21 protein-coding genes are annotated in these 20,311 nt (G+C 70.8%); 12 read left to right on the top strand and 9 right to left on the bottom strand.

Annotated elements, in window-relative coordinates; genetic code table 11:
- Nucleotides 1-10: 10 nt before the first annotated feature.
- Nucleotides 11-1,594 (bottom strand): acyl-CoA carboxylase subunit beta, encoded by a 1,584-nt coding sequence (locus ACIBD9_RS09800; protein ID WP_238661063.1) that lies wholly within the window; start codon nucleotides 1,592-1,594, stop codon nucleotides 11-13.
- A gap of 84 nt (nucleotides 1,595-1,678) precedes the next feature.
- On the opposite strand from ACIBD9_RS09800, the gene ACIBD9_RS09795 reads away from it, so the two are divergent.
- Nucleotides 1,679-2,554 (top strand): biotin--[acetyl-CoA-carboxylase] ligase, encoded by an 876-nt coding sequence (locus tag ACIBD9_RS09795; protein ID WP_396716145.1) that lies wholly within the window; start codon nucleotides 1,679-1,681, stop codon nucleotides 2,552-2,554.
- A gap of 80 nt (nucleotides 2,555-2,634) precedes the next feature.
- Nucleotides 2,635-3,207, top strand: a complete 573-nt coding sequence (locus ACIBD9_RS09790; RefSeq protein ID WP_396716141.1) for a PH domain-containing protein — start codon at nucleotides 2,635-2,637, stop codon at nucleotides 3,205-3,207.
- A 43-nt stretch (nucleotides 3,208-3,250) separates the two neighbouring features.
- Here the strand turns inward: ACIBD9_RS09790 and ACIBD9_RS09785 are convergent, their stop codons facing one another.
- The 3 genes from ACIBD9_RS09785 to ACIBD9_RS09775 form a co-directional block, all read right to left on the bottom strand.
- The gene (locus ACIBD9_RS09785; protein ID WP_396716139.1) at nucleotides 3,251-3,922 is read right to left on the bottom strand and encodes a MaoC/PaaZ C-terminal domain-containing protein; all 672 of its coding nucleotides are present in this window, start codon (nucleotides 3,920-3,922) and stop codon (nucleotides 3,251-3,253) included.
- Nucleotides 3,919-4,626 carry a GtrA family protein gene (locus tag ACIBD9_RS09780; protein ID WP_396716207.1) on the bottom strand — a complete coding sequence of 236 codons (708 nt, stop codon included), beginning with the start codon at nucleotides 4,624-4,626 and terminating at the stop codon, nucleotides 3,919-3,921. The genes ACIBD9_RS09785 and ACIBD9_RS09780 overlap by 4 nt, the downstream gene beginning before the upstream one ends.
- Before the next feature lie 63 nt (nucleotides 4,627-4,689).
- Nucleotides 4,690-5,226 carry a GtrA family protein gene (locus ACIBD9_RS09775; protein WP_091397213.1) on the bottom strand — a complete coding sequence of 179 codons (537 nt, stop codon included), beginning with the start codon at nucleotides 5,224-5,226 and terminating at the stop codon, nucleotides 4,690-4,692.
- A 439-nt stretch (nucleotides 5,227-5,665) separates the two neighbouring features.
- Between ACIBD9_RS09775 and ACIBD9_RS09770 the strand changes: the two genes are divergently transcribed.
- The 4 genes from ACIBD9_RS09770 (at nucleotide 5,666) to ACIBD9_RS09755 (ending at nucleotide 10,596) form a co-directional block, all read left to right on the top strand.
- Nucleotides 5,666-7,510, top strand: coding sequence for a phosphoenolpyruvate carboxykinase (GTP) (locus ACIBD9_RS09770; protein WP_387166884.1), 1,845 nt, complete (start codon nucleotides 5,666-5,668; stop codon nucleotides 7,508-7,510).
- Between the two features lie 37 nt (nucleotides 7,511-7,547).
- On the top strand, nucleotides 7,548-8,405 hold the full coding sequence (locus ACIBD9_RS09765; protein WP_396716137.1) for a hypothetical protein: 858 nt from the start codon (nucleotides 7,548-7,550) through the stop codon (nucleotides 8,403-8,405).
- Between the two features lie 189 nt (nucleotides 8,406-8,594).
- Nucleotides 8,595-9,794, top strand: a complete 1,200-nt coding sequence (locus ACIBD9_RS09760) for a geranylgeranyl reductase family protein (protein WP_396716135.1) — start codon at nucleotides 8,595-8,597, stop codon at nucleotides 9,792-9,794.
- A 31-nt stretch (nucleotides 9,795-9,825) separates the two neighbouring features.
- Nucleotides 9,826-10,596 carry an isoprenyl transferase gene (locus tag ACIBD9_RS09755; protein WP_387166892.1) on the top strand — a complete coding sequence of 257 codons (771 nt, stop codon included), beginning with the start codon at nucleotides 9,826-9,828 and terminating at the stop codon, nucleotides 10,594-10,596.
- A 56-nt stretch (nucleotides 10,597-10,652) separates the two neighbouring features.
- Here ACIBD9_RS09755 and otsB read toward each other — a convergent pair whose 3' ends face one another.
- From otsB to ACIBD9_RS09740, 3 genes are all read right to left on the bottom strand, one after another.
- The gene (gene otsB, locus ACIBD9_RS09750) at nucleotides 10,653-11,477 is read right to left on the bottom strand and encodes a trehalose-phosphatase (protein ID WP_396716133.1); all 825 of its coding nucleotides are present in this window, start codon (nucleotides 11,475-11,477) and stop codon (nucleotides 10,653-10,655) included.
- Nucleotides 11,478-11,544: 67 nt separating this feature from the next.
- Nucleotides 11,545-11,898: a hypothetical protein gene (locus ACIBD9_RS09745; protein ID WP_238661606.1), complete on the bottom strand. Its 354-nt coding sequence runs from the start codon at nucleotides 11,896-11,898 to the stop codon at nucleotides 11,545-11,547.
- 162 nt (nucleotides 11,899-12,060) lie between these two features.
- Nucleotides 12,061-12,504, bottom strand: coding sequence for an XRE family transcriptional regulator (locus tag ACIBD9_RS09740; protein WP_387166898.1), 444 nt, complete (start codon nucleotides 12,502-12,504; stop codon nucleotides 12,061-12,063).
- A 264-nt stretch (nucleotides 12,505-12,768) separates the two neighbouring features.
- Here ACIBD9_RS09740 and ACIBD9_RS09735 point away from each other — a divergent pair, with 264 nt between their 5' ends.
- The 6 genes from ACIBD9_RS09735 to ACIBD9_RS09710 all read left to right on the top strand — a co-directional run bounded on the left by ACIBD9_RS09735 (nucleotide 12,769) and on the right by ACIBD9_RS09710 (nucleotide 18,113).
- Nucleotides 12,769-13,113 carry a hypothetical protein gene (locus ACIBD9_RS09735; RefSeq protein ID WP_030328857.1) on the top strand — a complete coding sequence of 115 codons (345 nt, stop codon included), beginning with the start codon at nucleotides 12,769-12,771 and terminating at the stop codon, nucleotides 13,111-13,113.
- A gap of 31 nt (nucleotides 13,114-13,144) precedes the next feature.
- Nucleotides 13,145-13,483, top strand: coding sequence for a hypothetical protein (locus ACIBD9_RS09730; protein WP_238661607.1), 339 nt, complete (start codon nucleotides 13,145-13,147; stop codon nucleotides 13,481-13,483).
- Nucleotides 13,484-13,896: 413 nt separating this feature from the next.
- Nucleotides 13,897-15,312 carry a PhoH family protein gene (locus tag ACIBD9_RS09725; RefSeq protein WP_396716130.1) on the top strand — a complete coding sequence of 472 codons (1,416 nt, stop codon included), beginning with the start codon at nucleotides 13,897-13,899 and terminating at the stop codon, nucleotides 15,310-15,312.
- 277 nt (nucleotides 15,313-15,589) lie between these two features.
- On the top strand, nucleotides 15,590-16,270 hold the full coding sequence (locus ACIBD9_RS09720) for a lytic transglycosylase domain-containing protein (protein ID WP_387166902.1): 681 nt from the start codon (nucleotides 15,590-15,592) through the stop codon (nucleotides 16,268-16,270).
- 114 nt (nucleotides 16,271-16,384) lie between these two features.
- Complete coding sequence (locus ACIBD9_RS09715; protein ID WP_387166905.1) at nucleotides 16,385-17,038, top strand: rhomboid family intramembrane serine protease; 654 nt, start codon at nucleotides 16,385-16,387, stop codon at nucleotides 17,036-17,038.
- A gap of 106 nt (nucleotides 17,039-17,144) precedes the next feature.
- A complete protein-coding gene (locus tag ACIBD9_RS09710; protein ID WP_396716205.1) occupies nucleotides 17,145-18,113 on the top strand; it encodes an NAD(P)/FAD-dependent oxidoreductase in 969 nt (322 codons plus the stop codon).
- Nucleotides 18,114-18,167: 54 nt separating this feature from the next.
- Here the strand turns inward: ACIBD9_RS09710 and ACIBD9_RS09705 are convergent, their stop codons facing one another.
- Both ACIBD9_RS09705 and glpX read right to left on the bottom strand, forming a co-directional pair.
- Nucleotides 18,168-19,139, bottom strand: a complete 972-nt coding sequence (locus tag ACIBD9_RS09705) for a DMT family transporter (RefSeq protein ID WP_396716127.1) — start codon at nucleotides 19,137-19,139, stop codon at nucleotides 18,168-18,170.
- Entirely contained in the window at nucleotides 19,136-20,167 is a 1,032-nt protein-coding gene (gene glpX / locus ACIBD9_RS09700; RefSeq protein WP_238661612.1) for a class II fructose-bisphosphatase, read from the bottom strand. Before glpX ends, ACIBD9_RS09705 begins: the two co-directional genes overlap by 4 nt.
- Between the last annotated feature and the right edge of the window lie 144 nt (nucleotides 20,168-20,311).

Below are 20,311 nucleotides of genomic sequence, written 5' to 3'. Positions count from 1 at the left end.
GGGTAATGCCTCAGAGGGGGATGTTGCCGTGCTTCTTGGGCGGCAGGGTCTCCCGCTTGGTGCGCAGGACGCGCAGCGCCCGGACGATCTGGGTGCGCGTCTCGTGCGGCGGGATCACCGAGTCGATGTACCCGCGCTCGGCCGCCACATACGGGTTGGCCAGGGTGTCCTCGTACTCGGCGATCTTCTCGGCCCGGACCGCCGCCGGGTCCTCGGCGCCGGCCAGCTCGGAGCGGTAGAGGATGTTCACCGCGCCCTGCGCGCCCATCACCGCGATCTGCGCGGTTGGCCACGCGAAGTTCAGGTCCGCGCCGAGGTGCTTGGAGCCCATCACGTCGTACGCCCCGCCGTACGCCTTGCGGGTGATCACGGTGACCTTGGGGACGGTCGCCTCGGCGTACGCGTAGATGAGCTTCGCGCCCCGGCGGATGATGCCGTCCCACTCCTGACCGGTGCCGGGCAGGAAACCGGGCACGTCCACGAAGGTCAGCACCGGGATGTTGAACGCGTCGCAGGTGCGAACGAACCGGGCGGCCTTCTCCGAGGCGGCGATGTCCAGGGTGCCGGCGAAGTGCATCGGCTGGTTGGCCACCACACCGACCGGTCGCCCCTCGACCCGGCCGTAGCCGACCACGATGTTCTGCGCGTAGAGCGGCTGGACCTCCAGGAACTCCCCGTCGTCGAGGACGTGCTCCAGGACCGTGTGCATGTCGTACGGCTGGTTGGCCGAGTCCGGGATCAGGGTGTCCAACTCCCGGTCCTCGTCGCTGATCGCCAGCTCGGCGGGGGCGTCGACGACGACCGGCTCGTCGAGGTTGTTCGACGGCAGGTACGACAGCAGCGCCTTCACGTAGTCGACCGCGTCCTCCTCGTCGCTGGCGAGGTAGTGCGCGTTGCCGCTGCGGGAGTTGTGCGTACGCGCGCCGCCCAGCTCCTCCATGCCGACGTCCTCGCCGGTCACCGTCTTGATCACGTCCGGGCCGGTGATGAACATGTGCGAGGTCTGGTCGACCATCACGGTGAAGTCGGTGACCGCCGGGGAGTAGACCGCGCCGCCGGCGCAGGGCCCCATCACCAGTGAGATCTGCGGGATGACGCCGGAGGCCCGCACGTTGCGGAAGAAGATCTCGCCGTAGAGGCCGAGCGAGACGACGCCCTCCTGGATGCGCGCGCCGCCGGAGTCGTTGATGCCGACCACGGGGCAGCCGATCTTCATGGCCAGGTCCATCACCTTGACGATCTTCTCGCCGAAGACCTCGCCGAGCGAGCCGCCGAAGACCGTGAAGTCCTGCGCGAAGACACACACCTGCCGGCCGTCCACCGTGCCGTAGCCGGTGACCACACCGTCGCCGTACGGGCGGTTCCGCTCCAGCCCGAAGGCCGTGGACCGGTGCCGGGCCAGCTCGTCGAGTTCGACGAAGGAGCCCTCGTCGAGCAGCATCTCGATCCGCTCGCGGGCGGTCTTCTTGCCGCGCGCGTGCTGCTTCTCCACGGCACGGGCCGACCCGGCGTGCACCGCCTCGTCGACCCGGCGCTCCAGGTCCGCCAGCTTGCCCGCGGTGCTGTGGATGTTGGTCCCGGTCTCGGTAGTCACCCAGGGAATATAACGATGGTTCAGGTGGGTGCCGCTGTGCAGTACGCCTCAGTGTCGACCGGAGCACCGCCGTAGGCTGGCGGAATGTCGGGCTCCCCGTACACCGATCTGGACCGGCCGCCGCTGTCGGCGGCCCGGCTGCGCCGCGCGTTGATCGCGCCGAACGGGCCGTGGACCCGGCTGGAGCTGCGTGCCGAGACCGGCTCCACAAACGCCGACGTGGCCGAGGCCGCCCGCGCCGACGAGCCCGAGGGCCTGGTCGTGGTCGCCGAACGGCAGACCGCGGGGCGGGGCCGGCGCGGTCGGGTCTGGCAGTCGCCGGCCCGGGCCGGCATCGCGACGAGCGTGCTGCTGCGGCCCGGCGAGGCCGTGCCGGACCGCGACTGGCTGCCGGCAAGCCCCACGGGGTACGGGTGGCTGCCGTTGCTGGCCGGCGTGGCGCTGGTCGAGGCGGTGGCCCGGCTGGCCGAGCTGGAGGCCACCCTGAAGTGGCCGAACGACCTGCTGATCGGCGAAGCGAAGTGCGCGGGCGTGCTGGCCGAGGCGGTGCCCGGGCGCGCGCCGGACCAACCGCCGGCCATCGTGCTGGGGATCGGGCTCAACGTGACGCTGCGCGCCGACGAGCTGCCGGTGAATCCGACCGGGTTGCCTGCCACCTCGCTGCAGTTGGCCGGCGCGGTGGCCACCGATCGGGACCCGCTGCTGCGGGCGCTGCTGCGGGCGGTCGCCGACTGGTACGACCGGTGGCGCTCGGCGGGCGGCGACGCGGTGGCCAGCGGCCTGCGCGACGCCTACCTGGCGGCCTGCTCGACGGTCGGCCGCGAGGTACGCGTCCTGCTTCCCAACGGCGACTCGTTGACCGGGACCGCCACCGGAGTGGACCCGGACGGTCAACTGATGGTCACCACCTCGACCGGCGAGCGGACGCTGGCCGCGGGAGACGTCCTGCACCTTCGCTGAGGGGGCCGCGTGGCGGATGTTGTGGGGGGACCTGGGGGGTTTACCGTCTGCGCGTCCAGAAAATCGCGTTGGAGGTTCCCGTGGCGTTTCCCCAAGACGTGCTCACCGAGGACGAGCATGTCGTGCTGCACCTGCACCCGCACTGGAAGGCGTTGATCCGGCCGATCGCGGTGCTGGTGCTGGCCATCGCCGCGGTGGTGGTCGGCGTGCTCCTGTTGCCCGAGAGTGGCGGCGGTTCGATCGCGCTGGCGGTGATCGGGGGGATCGCCCTGGTCGCGGTCCTCTGGCTCGGTCTGTGGCCGTTCCTGGTCTGGCGCACCACCCACTACCTGTTCACGAACGACCGAGTCCTGCTCCAGCAGGGCGTGTTCTCCCGCGACCGGCGGGACCTCCCGCTCGCCCGGGTCAACGACCACTCGATGAACCAGCGTTTCGTCGAGCGCCTGCTCGGCTGTGGGACGCTCACCATCGAGTCGGCCGGTGAGCGCGGCCAGTCGGTGCTTTCCGACGTGCCGGACGTCGGAAAGGTGCAGACCACCCTGTACGAGCTGGTCGAGGCACAGCACGACAAGCACTCGCTGGGCGATGGCGAGATGCGCGACATGCTCGCCGACATGCAGGACGGCAAGCCGCTGCGCGACACCACGACCTGAACCGGACCGGTTGTGACCCGCCCTGCCGCCGTGTCGGGGCGGGTCAGTCGTGTGGTTGGGCCTCGGCTGAGCCGCCGCTCGCCGTCGGGTCGCCGTCGGCGGCACCGGCGCTGGACGGGTCCGCCGCGATCGGGCCGCCGTCGGGCCGGTCAGCTCCGGGCCGGTCAGCGTCGGCCGGGGTGGAATCGGCAGCCTCGGCCTCGGCGGGGTCGGCCTCGACCGGTCGCACGGCGAACCAGCCACGGAAGCGGGTCCGCAGGACCTCCTGCTCGGGCCGGTCGTCCGGGCCGAGGCGCAGCATGGTGCCGGTGAGGCTGACGGTGCCGAGCCCGGGGCGGGCGGTCGACGGCCGGGCGCCCATCACGTCGACGCGGACCGCGAGTCGGTCGCCGGCCCGCACCGGGGCGAGCCAGCGCAGCTCCTCCAGGCCGGGGGACGCGTCCGCGGCGGCCCGGGACAGCAGGTGGTCGACGTACGCGCGCATGAACAGGCTGACCGTGTAGAAGCCGCTGGCGATGAGGCCGCCGTGTCGGCTCGCGGCGGCCAGCTCGGGGTCGACGTGGTACCACTGCGGGTCGAAGCGGCGGGCGAAGGCGACCATCTCGTCGGCGTCCACGGTGACCACGCCGAGGTCGACGGTGAGCCCCGGGACGAGGTCCTCGAAGAACAGCTCGGCCGGTCGCCCCGTGCCGGAGCGGGCGTCGGGTGTCGTCACCGGCGGGGCGCGCGGCGGGTGCCGACGTGCAGCTCCGCGGCGAGTTCCGCGTCCAGGTCGACGGCGGGGCTGACGCTCAGTCGCGTGGGCCGGCCCTGGGTGGGTGCGCCGGATGGGGAGTCGACGCGTTGCCCGGACTCCGCCTCCTCCAGCTCGGACACGGATTCCGCCAACTCGGCGACCGGGTCCATCTCCGCCATGGTGTCCCACTCGTCGCGGGGAATGTCGTGCCAGGTGGAGTCGGGCTTCGCGGCTTCCTCCTCGGCAGGTGCGACGGGTTGGAAGACGAAGGTGCGGTATGACCAGAACCGGAACAGCGTGGCCAGCAGGACGCCGACGGTCTTGGCCAGATTCAGTGCCAGCAGACCGTGTACGCCGAGGCCGTACTTCGCCGCTGCCACGGCACCCAGCTCAATCAGCAGACCAGCGCCGTTGAACAGGAAGAAAAGGAGGTATTCCCGGCGAAGCGCCGACTTCGGGCGATCGCGGTACGTCCAGTGCCGATTCATGAGGTACGACGTGATGGTGGCGACGATGGTCGCGATCACGGTCGCCTTCAACTGACCATTGACGAAAACGGTCAGTGCAAGGGCATTGAACACCGCGTAATTGATGACGGTGTTGATGCCGCCGACGATGCCGAACTTGAGCGCCTCGTGGATGAACTTCTGCCAGCGCTCAGGCAGCAGGCGGACAAGACGCATGCGAAACACCTTAGGGCAGTCGGTGTGGCCGGCGATCACCGGCCGAACGGGATGGGCGGCAGGTCACGCCTCGTGGTCACGGTCGGGATTCACCTGCGGAAGGGTCGGGGTTCCCGCTTCGACGAAGACGAACCGCCGGTACGACCAGAATCGGAACAGCGTGGCGAAGCCGGTGCCGACGATGTAGCTGGCGAGGTTGTCCGCCAGGCGCGTCTGGAACACGGCCGGCCAGATGGCGCCGAGCCCGTAGCGGCTGAGCGCGAGGCAGGCCACCGTGATGCCGAGACCGACCGCGTTGAAGAAGAAGAAGAGCGCGTACTCGCGGGCCGCGTTGTTGCGCTGGCGGTGTCGCCAGGTCCAGAACCGGTTGCCCACGAAGGCGACGGAGGCCGCGATCACGGTGGAGATCGTCTTCGCCGTGAGCTCTTCGACGCCGTGCTTGCTCGTCAGGTAGTTGAAGAGCGCGAAGTCGACGAGGAAGGCGAAACCACCCACGGTGGCGAACTTGCTCATCTCGCGGATGAGGTGACCGAAGCGGTCGAGGAGTATGCCGACGAGACCCCGTCGGGTCTGCCGGGGACCCGGTTGTTCCCCGGTCATCGTGGCGGCCACGGAGGGAGCCTACCGGCTGTCGGCCAGTCACAGGGGTAGCACCGGGAAGCGGGCGTGGTCTCCCGGAGGGGCCCAGCGCCGCGTGCGTAAACCCTGCACAGAGCGTAGCCAATTGGGAGGACTGAGCCGCCGCAGAACGGGAATCCCCGCACCGGTCGGCGGGGCAGGTCCACGGCCCGACCGCAACAAGCGTCCGCCGGGGTGCACAACAAGATTTGCGTGAAACTGCGCGGGAAAGCGGGTATCAGCTCGTGATGCCGCAGCGAGGCCGTAGCTTGTGCAGTTCTTCACAACCTGTCCCACTGACTCGGAAGGCTGCCCGGTTTACGCTGAGGCCAATCCCAGGTTTCCACGAAGGCGACGCATCGCGCCGCCGAGTCTCGTGCATCCCATAGATCGGTCAGCGTCGACCACAAGGAGATGTGTCATGGTTGCTCCGGCTGTTGTGCGGGGTATTGATCAGGCCCCGACGTCCCATCCGAAACTGCTCGCCTGGGTCCGTGAGGTCGCGGAACTGACCACCCCCGACCGTGTCGTCTGGGTGGACGGGTCCGACGAGGAGTGGCGCCGCCTCACCGATGAGCTGGTCGAGGCCGGCACCCTGATCCGGCTCAACCCGGAGAAGAAGCCCAACTCGTTCTACGCGCGCACCGACCCGACGGACGTCGCCCGGGTCGAGGAGCGCACCTACATCTGTTCCGTCGACGAGGCGGACGCCGGCCCCACCAACAACTGGATGGCGCCGGCCGAGATGAAGCGGACGATGACGGATCTGTACCGGGGCTCCATGCGCGGTCGCACCATGTACGTCATCCCGTTCGTCATGGGCCCGGTCGAGGCCGAGTCCCCGATGTTCGGCGTCGAGATCACCGACAGCCCGTACGTGGTCGCCTCGATGCGCATCATGACGCGGATGGGCACCCGGGTCCTCGAGGCCATGGGCGAGGACGCGGACTTCGTGCACGCGCTGCACTCGATCGGCGCCCCGCTCGCCCCCGGCCAGCAGGACGTCGCCTGGCCGTGCAACGACACCAAGTACATCTCGCACTTCCCGGAGAGCCGCGAGATCTGGTCGTACGGCTCGGGTTACGGCGGCAACTCGCTGCTGGGCAAGAAGTGCTACTCGCTGCGGATCGCCAGCGTGATGGGCCGGGACGAGGGCTGGCTCGCCGAGCACATGCTGATCCTCAAGATCACCTCGCCGGAGGGTCGGGTCTACCACATCGCCGGCGCGTTCCCGTCTGCCTGCGGCAAGACCAACCTCGCCATGGTGGAGCCGACGATTCCCGGCTGGAAGGTCGAGACCATCGGCGACGACATCGCCTGGATGCGGTTCGGTCCGGACGGCCGTCTCTACGCGGTCAACCCCGAGTACGGCCTGTTCGGCGTCGCGCCCGGCACCGACTGGAAGACCAACGCCAACGCCATGCGCACCCTGGACCGGGGCAACTCCATCTTCACCAACGTCGGGCTCACCGACGACGGCGACGTCTGGTGGGAGGGCATGGGTGAGCCACCGGCACACCTGATCGACTGGAAGGGCAACGACTGGACGCCGGAGAGCGACAGCCTGTCCTCCCACGCGAACAGCCGGTTCTGCACCCCGATCACCCAGTGCCCGATCCTCGCCGACGAGTACTTCGACCCGAACGGCGTGCCGATCGACGCGATCCTCTTCGGCGGACGCCGCAAGGACACCGTCCCGCTGGTGACCGAGGCCCGCGACTGGGTGCACGGCGTCTACATGGGCGCAACCCTCTCCTCGGAGACCACCGCCGCCGCGTCCGGCGCCGTGGGCGTGGTCCGGCGGGACCCGATGGCGATGCTGCCGTTCATCGGCTACCACGCCGGGGACTACTTCCGGCACTGGATCGAGATGGGCAAGGGCGCCGACGGCGACGAGGCGAAGCTGCCGAAGATCTACTACGTCAACTGGTTCCGCAAGGACCCGGACGGCTCGTTCCTCTGGCCGGGCTTCGGGGAGAACTCGCGGGTGCTCAAGTGGGTCGTCGAGCGGATCGAGGGCACGGCCGGAGCGGTCGAGACGCCGGTCGGCATGGTCCCCGCGCCGGACGCCCTGGACGTCGAGGGCCTGGACATGACCCCGGAGGACGTCCGGATCGCCCTGAAGGTCGACCCGGACGAGTGGCGCAACGAGCTGCCGATGATCACCGAGTGGTTCGAGAAGTTCGGTGACAAGCTGCCCGGCGTGCTCTGGGCCGAGTTGGACGCGCTGCGCGCGCGCCTCGACGCCGCACAACCGCAGCGGTAGGTGTGAACGAGACCCTTCGCGGGCAACATCGGATTTCATGAGGACGGCCGCCGAGACCCAGGTCCGGCGGCCGTCCGCCGTCCGGGTGCTCACCACCCTGCTGGCCACGACGGCGGCGGCCACCGTCGTGGTCGAGCTGCTCAACTGGTGGTACGCCCCGGAGCAGGGTTTCGGGCTGGCCGTACGGACCGGCTGGGCCATGCTGCGCTCGTTCGGCTTCCTGCTGCTGATCGGGCACGTGCGACGGGGTCGTACGGCGGCCCGCCCGTTCGGGCTGATCCTCGCGGTCACCACGATCTTCGCGGTCGGCCGGCTCATCGTGCCCCGGCAGGGGGTGCCACCGCTGCCCGGCCTGCTCGGCTTCGCGATCCTCACGGCGCTCTGTGTCGCGGTGGTCTGGTTGCTCTACCGCTCGTCGGCGTTGGCCGGGCACCTGGTCCGGCACCGTCCGCGCCTCGTCATCGACCGGGACGGCATCTCCTGGCGCGAAACTCCTCCACGCCGACCGCAGGCCAGCGCCTGGTTGTTGACCAGCCGGGTGGCGGCCTTCACCTACAGCCCGCTGATGCTGGTGCCGGCCCTGGTGGCCGGAGGTTCCATCCTGGATGGTCGCCTGACCGCGGTACCGGCCGTGCTGTTCTGGTTCGGCGCGGGCATCACGGCCAGCTACGCGGTGCTGTTCTGCACCGCGTTCCTGATGCGGGGCAAGGACTGGGCGCGGGGCCTGCTGGTCGTCGTCACGGTTGCCGTACTCGCCGTGGACCTGCCGCTGTGCTGGTGGTTGCTGGGCGTGGACGGCCTGGTCCGCGACGGCGCCCCGCTACTAGCCGCCGCAGCGCTGACCCTCTACGGCCTACGCCGTGCCGCCCGCGCCCCCGACGTCGTTCCTGCCTGACCCCCAGCCGCGTCGATCATGGAGTTGTGGTGCCGGGTGCACTCTGGTTTGCCGCTTCTGTGACCCACCACGACTCCATGATCGACGGGGTGGGGCCGACCGGCGCGCTGCGCGGTGCGGTCTGCGCGGGCGGGCAGGGGGCAGGATGGCGGGTGGCGTCGGTCACCACGGTCGGCGCGGGCGGCGCAGGTGGATCGTCGAGGCGGTGCGGGAGCGGTCGCGCCGGCCGGAGGGAGGCGCGCGGTGGGCGACGACGAGTTCGACGTGGTGGTGGTGGGGGCGGGTCCGGCCGGTGCGGCTGCCGCGCTGACGGCGCGCCGGGCGGGTGCCAGCGTGCTGCTGCTGGACCGGGCCGACTTTCCCCGGGACAAGGCGTGTGGTGACGGGATCGCCGCGCACTCGGTGGACGTGCTCGCCGAGTTGGGGGTGACCGAGGCGGTGGCGGGCTACGCGCCGCTGCCGGCGTTACGCATGATCTCGCCGGGCGGCGGCGCGGTGGCTCGGGCGCTGCCCCGACCCGCGTACACCGTGCCCCGGGAGGTCTTCGACGCGCGGCTGGTGGCGGCCGCCGTGGCCGCCGGCGCGCAGCTGCGCCGGCACACCGTGCGCCAGGTCGAGCCGCGCGCCGACCGGGTGGTGCTCGACGGGCAGGTGTCCGGCGGGGTGGTGATCGGCGCGGACGGCGCGGGCTCGGTGGTGCGTCGGGCGCTCGGCCACCCGCAGAACCCCGACCGGCACCTCGCGCTGGCCATCCGGGGGTACGCCCCGGCTCTGCCCGGCCCGTCCGAGCAGCTCATCGTCACCTCGAAGGCGCGCTGGCCGGCGTACGCCTGGTCGTTCCCGATCGGCGACGGACGGGCGAACGTCGGGTACGGGGAGGTCCTGCGCGGTGAGCCGTTGAGCCGCGCGTACCTGCTGGACCGGCTGGCCGCGCTGCTGCCCGGCACCGACCTGGCGACGGTGACCGCGTTGCGCGCCCATCACCTGCCGCTCTCCACCCACCGGCCGACGCCGGGGCGGGGACGCACGCTGCTGGCCGGGGATGCGCTGTCACTGATCAATCCCTTCACCGGGGAGGGGATCTTCTACGCGCTGCTCTCCGGTGCGCTCGCCGGGTCGGCGGCGGCCCGGTCGCCCGGGGACGCGGCCGGCCGCTACGCCCACGGGCTGCGTCGTCGCCTCGGCACGCACCTGCGGCACAGTTCGGTCGCGGCCTGGCTGGCCCGGCGACGCCGGGTGGTGGACGCGGCGGTCCGGGCCGCCCGTCGGGACGACCGTGTGTTCTACGACGTGGTCGAGCTGGGACTGGGTGACGGACGCCTCACCGCTCGTACACTCGCAATGATCGGCATCGGTCTCGGCGGCGGGGATGGGGCTCCGAGGCAGTGAACTGGCTCAAGGGTCGCTACGCTGCTAGGTGATGACGCTGCGGGACCTTATCTACTCCGTGTACGAGCGCCGGCTCACGGCGAAGCTCGCGGGTAAGCCGGTGCCCCGGCACGTCGGGGTGATGTGCGACGGCAACCGCCGATGGGCGAGGGAGATGGGCTTCGTCGACCCGAACGACGGTCACCGGGTCGGCGCGGCGAAGATCAAGCATGTCCTCGGTTGGTGTGACCAGGCCGGCGTCGGGCACGTGACCCTGTACCTGCTGGCCACCGACAACCTGCAACGCCCGGCCAGTGAGCTGGACCCGCTCCTCAAGATCATTGAGGACCTGGTGGTGGAGCTGGCCGAGGAGGGCAACCCCTGGCGGCTGCGCATCGTCGGGGCGCTCGACCTGCTGCCGGCGCAGACCGCGGCGGCGCTCAAGGGCGCCGAGGAGCGCACCCGCGAGCGCACCGGCGGCGCGGAGGTCAACATCGCGGTGGGCTACGGCGGTCGCCGGGAGATCACCGACGCGGTCCGTTCGCTGCTGCTGGAGCACGCCGCCACCGGCGGCACGATCGAGGAGTTGGCCGAGGTACTGGACGTCGAGCACATCGCCGAGCACCTCTACACCCGGGGCCAACCCGACCCGGACCTGGTCATCCGCACCAGTGGCGAGCAGCGGCTGTCCGGTTTCATGCTCTGGCAGTCCGCGCACTCGGAGTTCTACTTCTGCGAGCTGAACTGGCCGGATTTCCGGCACATCGACTTCCTGCGGGCCCTGCGCTCGTACGCCACCAGACAACGCCGTTACGGCGCCTGACCCGGCGGCGACGTCCTCGGTCGCCGCCCGGTCAGGCCTGCTTGGGCAAGGTCAGTTCAGGGCAGGTGGGTCAGCGCCCGGGTGAGGAAGTCGCCCAGGGCGGCCGGCGACTCGATCGTCAGGTCGGCGGCGTTGGCCACCTCGTGTCCGGTCTCCGGGTTCGCCACGGCCACGCAGACGCCGAGGAAGTCCGGGTCGGTGGCGGCGCGGGCGCGCAGCGCGGCGAAGGCCTTGATGTCCGAGACATCGTCGCCGAAGTACCACGCGCCGGTGGCACCCTTGATCGCCTCGCCGATCACCATGCCCTTGTCCCGGTCGACTGGCGGCTTGAGCTCCAGCACCATCCGCCCGGCCTGCGAACGCAGCCCCAGACGGTCGGCCTGCGCCTGCCCCCACTGCTGCACGGTCGGGCCGAGTCGCGGGGCGGTACGCCAGTGCAGCGCGACCGAGAGCCGCTTGTACTCCACCAGGGTGCCGGGCGGCAGCTCCGCCCGGGCCAGGTCGGCCAGCTCCGCCATGGTCGGCACCCAGGGCAGCGCGGCCGGTTCGGTGACGGTCTCCCCGCCGGAGTGGCTGTGCTCCAGGCCGTAGAGGCCGTAGAGGTCCACGCCGACGAGCCCGCCGAGTTGGTCCCGAAGGAACTCGACGGGTCGGGCGGACACGATCGCCACCCGCTGCACGATCGGGGCGAGCGCCTCGATCGCGGCCAACGCCTTGGGAGCCGGGCGTACCGCGGTCGGATCGTCGTCGACGGGCGCGAGCGTGCCGTCGAAGTCGAAGAAGAGCACGGTCCCGGCCGCCCGGCTGGCGGTTATCCGCCAGGCCTGGTCGGCGTTCAACGGGGTTTTCGGCTGCTGATTGCCCAGATTCAACGGCGGCACGCGCGTCAGCGTACCCCGGCGATCCAGGCTCATTCCTGGCCGAGCGGACCCGTTGAGCGGTGGGCGATCAGCGTTCGGCGGCTCCTCGTCCGCGCCGGCCGAACGGCACCACCGCCGCCTCCTGGCCGTGGCTCAACAGGTAGCCCTCCACGAACCCGGTGTTGCGATCGCCGGTGTGGTTCTCGATCTCGTTGAGCCGTGCCACCAGGAACTCGGTGAGCGCGCTGATGCGGTTGTTCAGACGCTCGTGCAGCTCGGCGACGACGGCCAGGACGACCGCGGTGCCGGCGGTGATGAGCGCAAAGAGGTTGACGAGCAGCGGAAGCTGCCCGCCGTCGACCGCGAGGGTCACTGTGTTGCCGGTCGCCCACAGTGTCATCGACACGGTTGCGACCACGACTGCCAACCACTTCAGGGTCATGGACAGACCCCTCCTTCTGTCCCGCAGGGCTGGGTTCGGCCTTGTCCCGTCCCCCCGCCGATGACGAGCCCAAGCAGTACGAATAGGGACGCTAGCGTGCCCGTTCCAGCCCCGGAGGCAAACGAATGAACCTGACCAGGCGTTCTTTCGCTATCTGAGGAACTAGCCTGCCTGATTGCCCCTTTTTCGGACATCGACCGGCAACGTTGGGCGGTATGCGAGGTATCTGATCGTTTCCCGGATGTGGAACTTCTCCGCGTCCGACACCTGCGGATCGACCAGGCGGCGCAGCAGGGCCTCCACGTCGGGGTCCATCGGAGGGGCGGCCTGGCCGGGGCGGGGGCCGGCCGCGGTGCGGTCCCAGCCGAGGGCGGCGAAGGCGGCGGCCGGATTGAGCCCCAGCCCCTCGCAGAAGGCGACCACCCGCTCGGCCTCCGGGTCACTGGCCCAGTCGCCCCGGACCCAACGGTTGATGGTCTGCCGGGAGACTCCGGTGCGCCGGGACACCTCGGTGCCGCTCCAGGCTCGGGTCGCCCGTGCCTCGTCCAGGGCCCGCCGGACGAAGGTGGCGAAGGCGATCTTCCGCGCATTGGCCGTCTCGGTCACTCCGTGACGGTACGGCCAGCCGGCGGTGGCCGCGTGCCCCGGCTCGCCACTGTCACGCGGACGTGACAAAGGGTTCGGATTTCCGGTAAACGATTCAGTGCCACTGTTGAGGGGTGTCACGCGGGCAGAATAGATGAACGTAGTGGCAAACGTAACCGGACGAAAAGCTGATACTGTCACGCCCATGGGACAATCTACGGTGTGTCACGTGCATGAGACGATTGGTGCTCACATGCGTCACGCCCCCGGTGCCAGGGGGTCGTGGTGACCGAGCTCGCCACCCGCGCCCAGGCCTTCGGGCTGATCGCCGAGGGGGTCGCCGCGGGGTTGACCGCCCCCTGGCGCCTCTACCTCGCCCGAGGCTGCCGCTACCTGTCGCTGAGCGTCGGCGATCGGGCCGAGTGGAACGCCTGGCGTACCCATCTCGGTTGCCCGGAGCTGAGCGTCCGGGTCTACGACGCCGGCGGCGAGATCCGCCGGTCCTCGGTGGCCGAAGTCGTGCTGGACGGCTGCCGGATCAGCGTCGAGCTGGTCGAGGAGGTCAGCACCGACGACCTGGACCGGCTGCTGGTCGCCGACCCCACCACGATCGAGCCGGAGGAGCGATGACCTGGCGTCCCGGCTGGGCCGGAGCTGCCCGATGAGCCCGTTCCTCGCGGTGTTCCTCGTCCTGGTGCTCGGTGCCACCAGCTACGCGGCTGGGCGGCTGCACGGGCAGCTCAGCTACCGCATCGGCTACCGCTTCGGTTACCGGCAGGGCTACTTCGACGGTGACCGGGGCGCCTGGAACCGGCGTCGTCGGGACGCCCAGGCGGCGATCGCCTCGGCCCTGTCGGTCTCGCCCGCGGGGGTGGTCCGCTCCGCCGGTGCGGTCGCCCCCCGCCCCGGCACCACGTACACCGGCTCGTCGTTCAGCGCGCCGGCCGCCCCGATCAGCGGGCGGCACCCGACCGGCACGCTCGTCCGACGTACCGGTTGAGGTCGGTCGGCGGGGTAACGCCCGCCGACCGACGCCACGAACGCGGTGCGTCGTCCGCGGCGGACACGCACCGTCGGGGTCACGTCAGACCGGTGACGGTGGCCCCACCGGCCGGGATGCGCGCAGGGGGCATGCATCCCGGCCGGTTCCGCCGCGTTCGCCACCAGCCCTCCGGCTGGTGAGAGCGTCGGTGAAGCGCTGTTCATGAGCGCGTCTTGGGAGATCCACGTTCGGCCTCTAGCCGGGAAGGTCCGGCGGGGCTAGCGTCTAGGCATGGCACGGGGTTCTCCCGAGCCAGCCGGTCCGCCCGGATCTGCGACCTCGCGCATGGGGTTCCGCATCCGACCCCGTGTCCCCGGGCACCGGAGGAGGCGGAACACGGGTGGCGGGTGCCCATCCGTCGGAGCAGGCCTGTGACGACTCGCCGTACCACCGCCGGTGCCGACCAGACCCCGGCCGCGACTGCCACGACCCGCCGCGCCACCAGGAGCCGCCGTTCGGCGGCCGCCGCGCCGGCCGACCCCAAGGAGCCACGACCAGCCGGCCAGGCCTTTGTCCTGGACACGTCGGTGCTGCTCTCCGATCCGGCGGCGTTCCACCGGTTCGCGGAGCATGAGGTGGTGCTGCCTCTGGTGGTCATCACCGAGCTGGAAGGCAAGCGGCACCATCCGGAGCTGGGCTGGTTCGCCCGGCAGTCGTTGCGGATGCTCGACGACCTGCGGGTCCGGCACGGCCGACTCGACCGCCCGGTGCCCGCCAACGACGTCGGCGGCACCCTGCGGGTGGAGCTCAACCACACCGACGACGGCGTCCTGCCGCCCGGGTTCCGCACCGAGAGCAACGACGCCCGGATCCTCTCCGTCGCGCTCAACCTCGCCGCCGAGGGGCGGGAGGTGACCCTGGTCAGCAAGGACATGCCGCTGCGGGTCAAGGCGGCCTCCGTGGGCCTGCGCGCCGACGAGTACCGGCACGGCCAGGCCAGCGACCCGACCTGGACCGGCATGTCGGAGATGGAGTTGAGCGAGGAGCAGATCGGCCAGCTGTACGCGGGCGAGGCGCTCGACCTCGACGAGGCGGCCGGGCTGCCCTGCCACACCGGTCTGGTGCTGCACTCGGGGCGTGGCTCCGCGCTCGGTCGGGTGTTGCCGGACAAGTCGGTGCGTCTGGTCCGGGGCGACCGGGAGGCGTTCGGGCTGCACGGCCGCTCCGCCGAGCAGCGGATCGCTCTCGACCTGCTGCTGGACGAGTCGATCGGGATCGTCTCGCTGGGCGGCCGGGCCGGCACCGGAAAGTCGGCGCTGGCGCTCTGCGCCGGGCTGGAGGCGGTGATGGAGCGCCGTCGGCACAAGAAGGTGATCGTGTTCCGCCCGCTGTACGCCGTCGGTGGCCAGGAGTTGGGCTACCTGCCGGGCTCGGAGTCGGAGAAGATGTCGCCGTGGGCCCAGGCGGTCTTCGACACGCTCGGCGCGGTGGTGCACGAGAACGTGCTGGAGGAGGTCACCTCGCGGGGCATCCTGGAGGTGCTGCCGCTGACCCACATCCGGGGGCGCAGCCTGCACGACGCCTATGTGATCGTGGACGAGGCCCAGTCGTTGGAGCGCGGGGTGCTGTTGACCGTGCTGTCCCGGATCGGGCAGGGCTCCCGGGTGGTGCTCACCCACGACGTGGCTCAGCGGGACAATCTGCGGGTCGGCCGGCACGACGGGGTGACGGCAGTCATCGAAGCGCTCAAGGGTCATCCGCTCTTCGCGCACGTCACCCTCAGCCGTTCGGAGCGGTCGCCGATCGCCGCAATGGTCACGGACCTCCTAGAGGACATCCCGATCTGACGGTGCTTATGTGGGCTTTTGTCCGCATTTTTTGTGTGGCACAGATCACAAAGGGGCTGGTTGGTTTCCCATCAGCCTCACTGTGCGCAATCGTGTCCCACGAGCGTCCACGCACCACGGGAATCGTCGGTGATCGTTCGTCCCGAGACGGACGGCATCGGCGACGGTAGGTGCGTCGGTGCGGCCGGCAACCGGTCGGGGCGCTCGTGGCACGGCTGACGGCCCACCTGTGGCCTGCGCCGCGCCGCGTCCTTGCTCCCGACGAAGGGACCACTTCGTGAGTCGGCTGTGGAGCCGGTTGGGCGCCCGTACGGCTGCTGTCGCGCTGCTCTCCGTGGGCGTTGCCGGTGGCTTCTACCTGGGCGAAGACCGGGAAACCCAGCAACAGGGCCTGACCGAGCAGGTCAGCCGCGAGGTCGACCAAGCCGACTTCGCGTACCAGCGCGAGCGGCAGGCCGCCCACCAGGTGCAGTTCTCCAAGCAGCGGGCCGCCGAGTACCAGGCCAAGCTGCGGGCGGCGCAGGCCGCCAAGGAGGCCGCCGAGCGGGCCCGCCGGGCCGAAGCCGCCGCGGCGTCCCGCAAGCGGGAGCGCGAGGCCGCCGCCAACGCGGTCGCCAAGCCGTACGACGGGCCGATCCCGGCGTCCTGCGCGGAGTACAGCGGAAACCGCAAGACCGGCTGCGCGCTGATGATCAGCGCGGGGTTCGGCATCGCCGAGTTCCCCTGCCTGGAGAAGCTCTGGACCAAGGAGAGCGGCTGGAACCACAAGGCCAGCAACTCCTCGTCCGGTGCCTACGGCATTCCGCAGTCGCTGCCGGGCAGCAAGATGGGTTCCGTCGCGTCCGACTGGCGGACCAACCCGGCCACGCAGATCAAGTGGGGGCTGGGCTACATCAAGGGCAGGTACAAGACGCCCTGCGGCGCCTGGTCGTACTTCCAGAACAACGGGCACTACTGACGCTGTCGACGCGGGGTGGGTGGGCAACCACCCACCCCGCTGTCGCGCGTACGCCGGTCTGCCCGGTCGGGACGTGAGTGGCGGTCGGCCGCTTTTGCTGATAGCAGTTGTGGAGTGACCCTGCACCCGTCAAGCGGCGACCCGTACCGGTTCGGCACCGAGGCGTTCTACGCCGCGCTCGGCCGGGCCTTCGTCGCCATGTGTGCGGTGGTCCCGTTCCTCTTTCTGATCGAGGCCGTCGACCAGGGGCTCGCGTTCGGCCTGGACGCCACCGCCGGCATCATCCCGCAACGCATCGACGGGTTGGACGGGGTGTTCTTCTCCCCGTTCCTGCACCACGGCTTCGACCACCTCTACAGCAACAGCATCCCGCTGATCCTGCTGGGCACCTTCGTCCTCGCCGCCGGAACCCGCCGGTTCCTCTGGTCGACCCTGGTCATCATCCTGGTCAGCGGGCTCGGCGTGTGGTTCACCGGCTCACCCAACTCGGTGGTGGTCGGTGCCAGCGGCGTCATCTTCGGCTACCTGGGCATCCTGCTCACCCGGGGCATCATCGAGCGCAGTTGGTGGAACTTCGCGGTCTTCCTCCTGGTCGGCCTGCTCTACGGCTGGCAACTGGTCGGCATCCTCCCCACCGACGAGCGGATCTCCTGGCAGGGGCACCTGTTCGGCCTGCTCGGCGGGGTGGTGGCGGCGATCCTGTTCCGTCGCCGGCGACCGTCCGTGGACGGCCCGGACTACTCGGGTTCCCCGCTCAGCCTGCCCTGAGGTGATTCTCCGGCGCGCCTTCGGGACGTGCTTGCCCGACTGTCGCCGCCCGCCTACGGTCGAGATCAGCACGCGTTGATCCGTGAGCGGAAAGCGACGGTACGCCATGCGCGAGGTCGATGTCGCCGTGATCGGGGCCGGTCCGGCCGGCCTCTTCGCCGCGTACTACGCCGGGTTCCGAGGGCTGTCGGTGGCGGTGATCGACGCGTTGCCCGAGCCGGGCGGCCAGGTCACCGCCATGTACCCGGAGAAGCTGATCCTCGACGTCGCTGGTTTTCCGGCGGTCAAGGGCCGTGACCTGGTGGCCAACCTGGTGGCCCAGGCGGCCCCGTTCAATCCGCAGTACCTGCTCGGCACCCGGGCCGAGAAGCTCTCGTACGCCGACGGCAGCCCGGTGCTCGGGCTGGCCGGTGGCGAGCAGCTCGCGTGCGGAGCGGTCGTGGTCACCGGCGGGCTCGGCAGCTTCAGCCCACGGCCGTTGCCGTGCGCCGACGGCGCCCCCGGCTCGGGGATCGTCTACTTCGTGACCGAGCCGACCGAGTTGGCCGACCGGGACGTGCTGATCGTGGGTGGTGGCGACTCCGCCTTCGACTGGGCGCTGGCCCTGCAACCGTTGGCCCGGTCGGTGACCCTCGTGCACCGACGGGAGAAGTTCCGGGCGCACGCCTCGACGGTAGCCCGGGTGCTCTCCCTGCCGGTGCGGGTCGTGGTCAACGCCGAGGTCACCAGGCTGCTCGGTGACGCCACGGTGACCGGCGCCGAGGTGACCGTGCGCGGCGGCGCGACCGAGACGTTGCCGGTGGACATCGTGGTGGCCGCCCTCGGCTTCACCGCCGACCTGGGCCCGCTCGCCGAGTGGGGGCTACGGCTGGACCGCCGACACATCCTGGTGGACAGCGCGATGGCCACCAACCTGCCGAGGGTCTTCGCGGCGGGCGACATCACCGAGTACCCGGGCAAGGTCCGGCTCATCGCCACCGGCTTCGGAGAGGCGGCGACGGCGGTCAACAACGCGGCCGTCGCGATCGACCCGAGCGCACACCTCTTCCCCGGGCACTCCTCCGACGCCGGCTGACCGTCGGTATCGGACCCCGACCGACCCGAGTCCGGATCGAGACGGGTCGACCGGTCAGCGGCCGGCAGGTGGCGCCAGCGCGGCGATCAGCACCGCCACCATGGTCAGCGCCGCCCCGAGCAGGGTGTTCACCCCGGGGTGCGAGGCCGCCGTGGGGAGGATCAGGTCCAGCAGGACGGCGCCCACGATCTGCCCGGCGATGGTGGCCAGGCCGAGAAGCAGCACGCCGGTGAAGCGCACGATCGCGGCGGCGATCGCGATGAACACGATGCCGATCGGGCCGCCCAGGTAGAGCCACGGCTCGGTCGGCAGGTGGCCGCCGGGCCAGCCGCGTACGGCGATGTCGATCGCGAACGCGACGAGCAGGGTGACCGTGCCGACGGCGAAGTTGACCAACGTGGCGGTCAACGCGCTGTCGGCCGCCGCCCGGACCCGGCCGTTGACGGCCTGCTGCCAGGCGATGCCCACCCCGGCGAGAAGCGGCAGCAGGGCCAGCGCCAGCGCGCCCAGGTCGCCCAGTCGGTCGCCGACCGCCAGGCCGACCGCCAGCACGGTGAGCACCGCGCCGGCCAGCCGCTGCCGGGTGACCGGCTGCCGGCCGGTCGGCCCGATCCCGGCCCGGTCCACGGCGAGGCTGCTGCCGGTCTGGCCGGCGACCACCGCCACGGTGAAGACCGCCACGCCCAACGTGCCGATGGTGAGCCCCTGGGTGGCCACCAGGAACGCCCCGCACATGCCGCCGAGGCACTGCCACGGCCGCAGCGTGCCGGTGCGCAGGGCTCTCCGCGTCGCGGCCAGCCCCCGTCGACCACCGGGGGTCGCGGGCACCAGCACCACCAGCACGAGCAAGCCGACGCCGAACGAGACCACCGCGGCGGCGAAGCCGTCGTCGAGGCGTACCCCCAGCTCGCCGTTGATGCGCGACTGCACCGCCACCGCGACCCCGGAGACCGACGCCAGCGCGACACCGGTGATCCGGCGGGCGGCAGACAGGGTCTGCGGGGTCGCCGTGTCGGCGGTTGTCACTCCTGCTCGGCCAGCGGACGACCATCGAAGTCGACCGCGGAGTAGAGCGCCAGCTTCTCCAGCCGGTGGTACGAGTCGATCACCCGGATGGTGCCGCTCTTCGAGCGCATCACGATGGACTGGGTGTACGCGCCGCCCGCCCGGTAGCGCACCCCGCGCAGCAGGTCACCGGAGGTGACCCCGGTCGCCACGAAGAAGCAGTTGTCACCGGTGACGAGATCATCGGTGCCCAGCACCCGGTCCAGGTCGTGCCCGGCGGCGATGGCCTTCTCCCGCTCCTGCTCGTCGCGCGGCCAGAGCTTGGCCTGCATCGCACCACCCATGCACTTCAGCGCGCACGCGGAGATGATGCCCTCCGGGGTGCCGCCGATGCCCATCAGCACGTCGACGTCCGACTCGCCCCGGGCCGCCGCGATGGAGCCCGCGATGTCGCCGTCGGAGATGAACCGGATACCCGCCCCGGTCCGGCGGATCTGCGTGACCAGGTCGTCGTGGCGGCTCCGGTCCAGCACGCAGACGGTCACCTCGGACACGTCGGTGCCCTTGACCTTGGCGATCCGGCGCAGGTTCTCCGCCACACCGGCGTTGATGTCGATCACGTCGGCGTACGCCGGCCCGACGGCGAGCTTCTCCATGTAGAACACGGCGCTGGGGTCGAACATCGCACCCCGCTCGGAGACGGCGAGCACCGCCACGGCGTTCGGCATGCCCTTGCTCATCAGGGTGGTGCCGTCCACCGGGTCGACGGCGACGTCCACCTCCGGGCCGGTGCCGTCACCGACGTGTTCGCCGTTGAAGAGCATCGGGGCGTTGTCCTTCTCGCCCTCGCCGATCACCACCACACCGCGCATCTGGATCGAGTTGATCAGCTTGCGCATCGCGTCGACCGCGGCCCCGTCGCCGCCCTCCTTGTCGCCCCGACCGACCCACCGGCCGGCGGCCATCGCCGCGGCCTCGGTGACCCGGACCAGGTCGAGGGCAAGGTTTCGGTCGAGATCCTGTGGGATCCGCGTCCTGGTGTTCGTCATGACGGCTACTCCTCCTCGCGACGGTGCGGGGACGACCGGCGGCGGAGAGGCCCCCACTGCCGGCTTTGTCGCTGATCCTCACACGATGGCCGACCGGGCGTCGGCGCGGGGCGGTGATGGCCCGGATACCGCCGGTCGGGCGGC

Source organism: Micromonospora sp. NPDC050784, assembly GCF_044456765.1.
GTDB classification, from domain to species: Bacteria; Actinomycetota; Actinomycetes; order Mycobacteriales; family Micromonosporaceae; genus Micromonospora; species Micromonospora foliorum.
The sequence above is the reverse complement of the archived record's forward strand: the minus strand, read 5'-3'. Positions and strand labels throughout refer to the sequence as shown.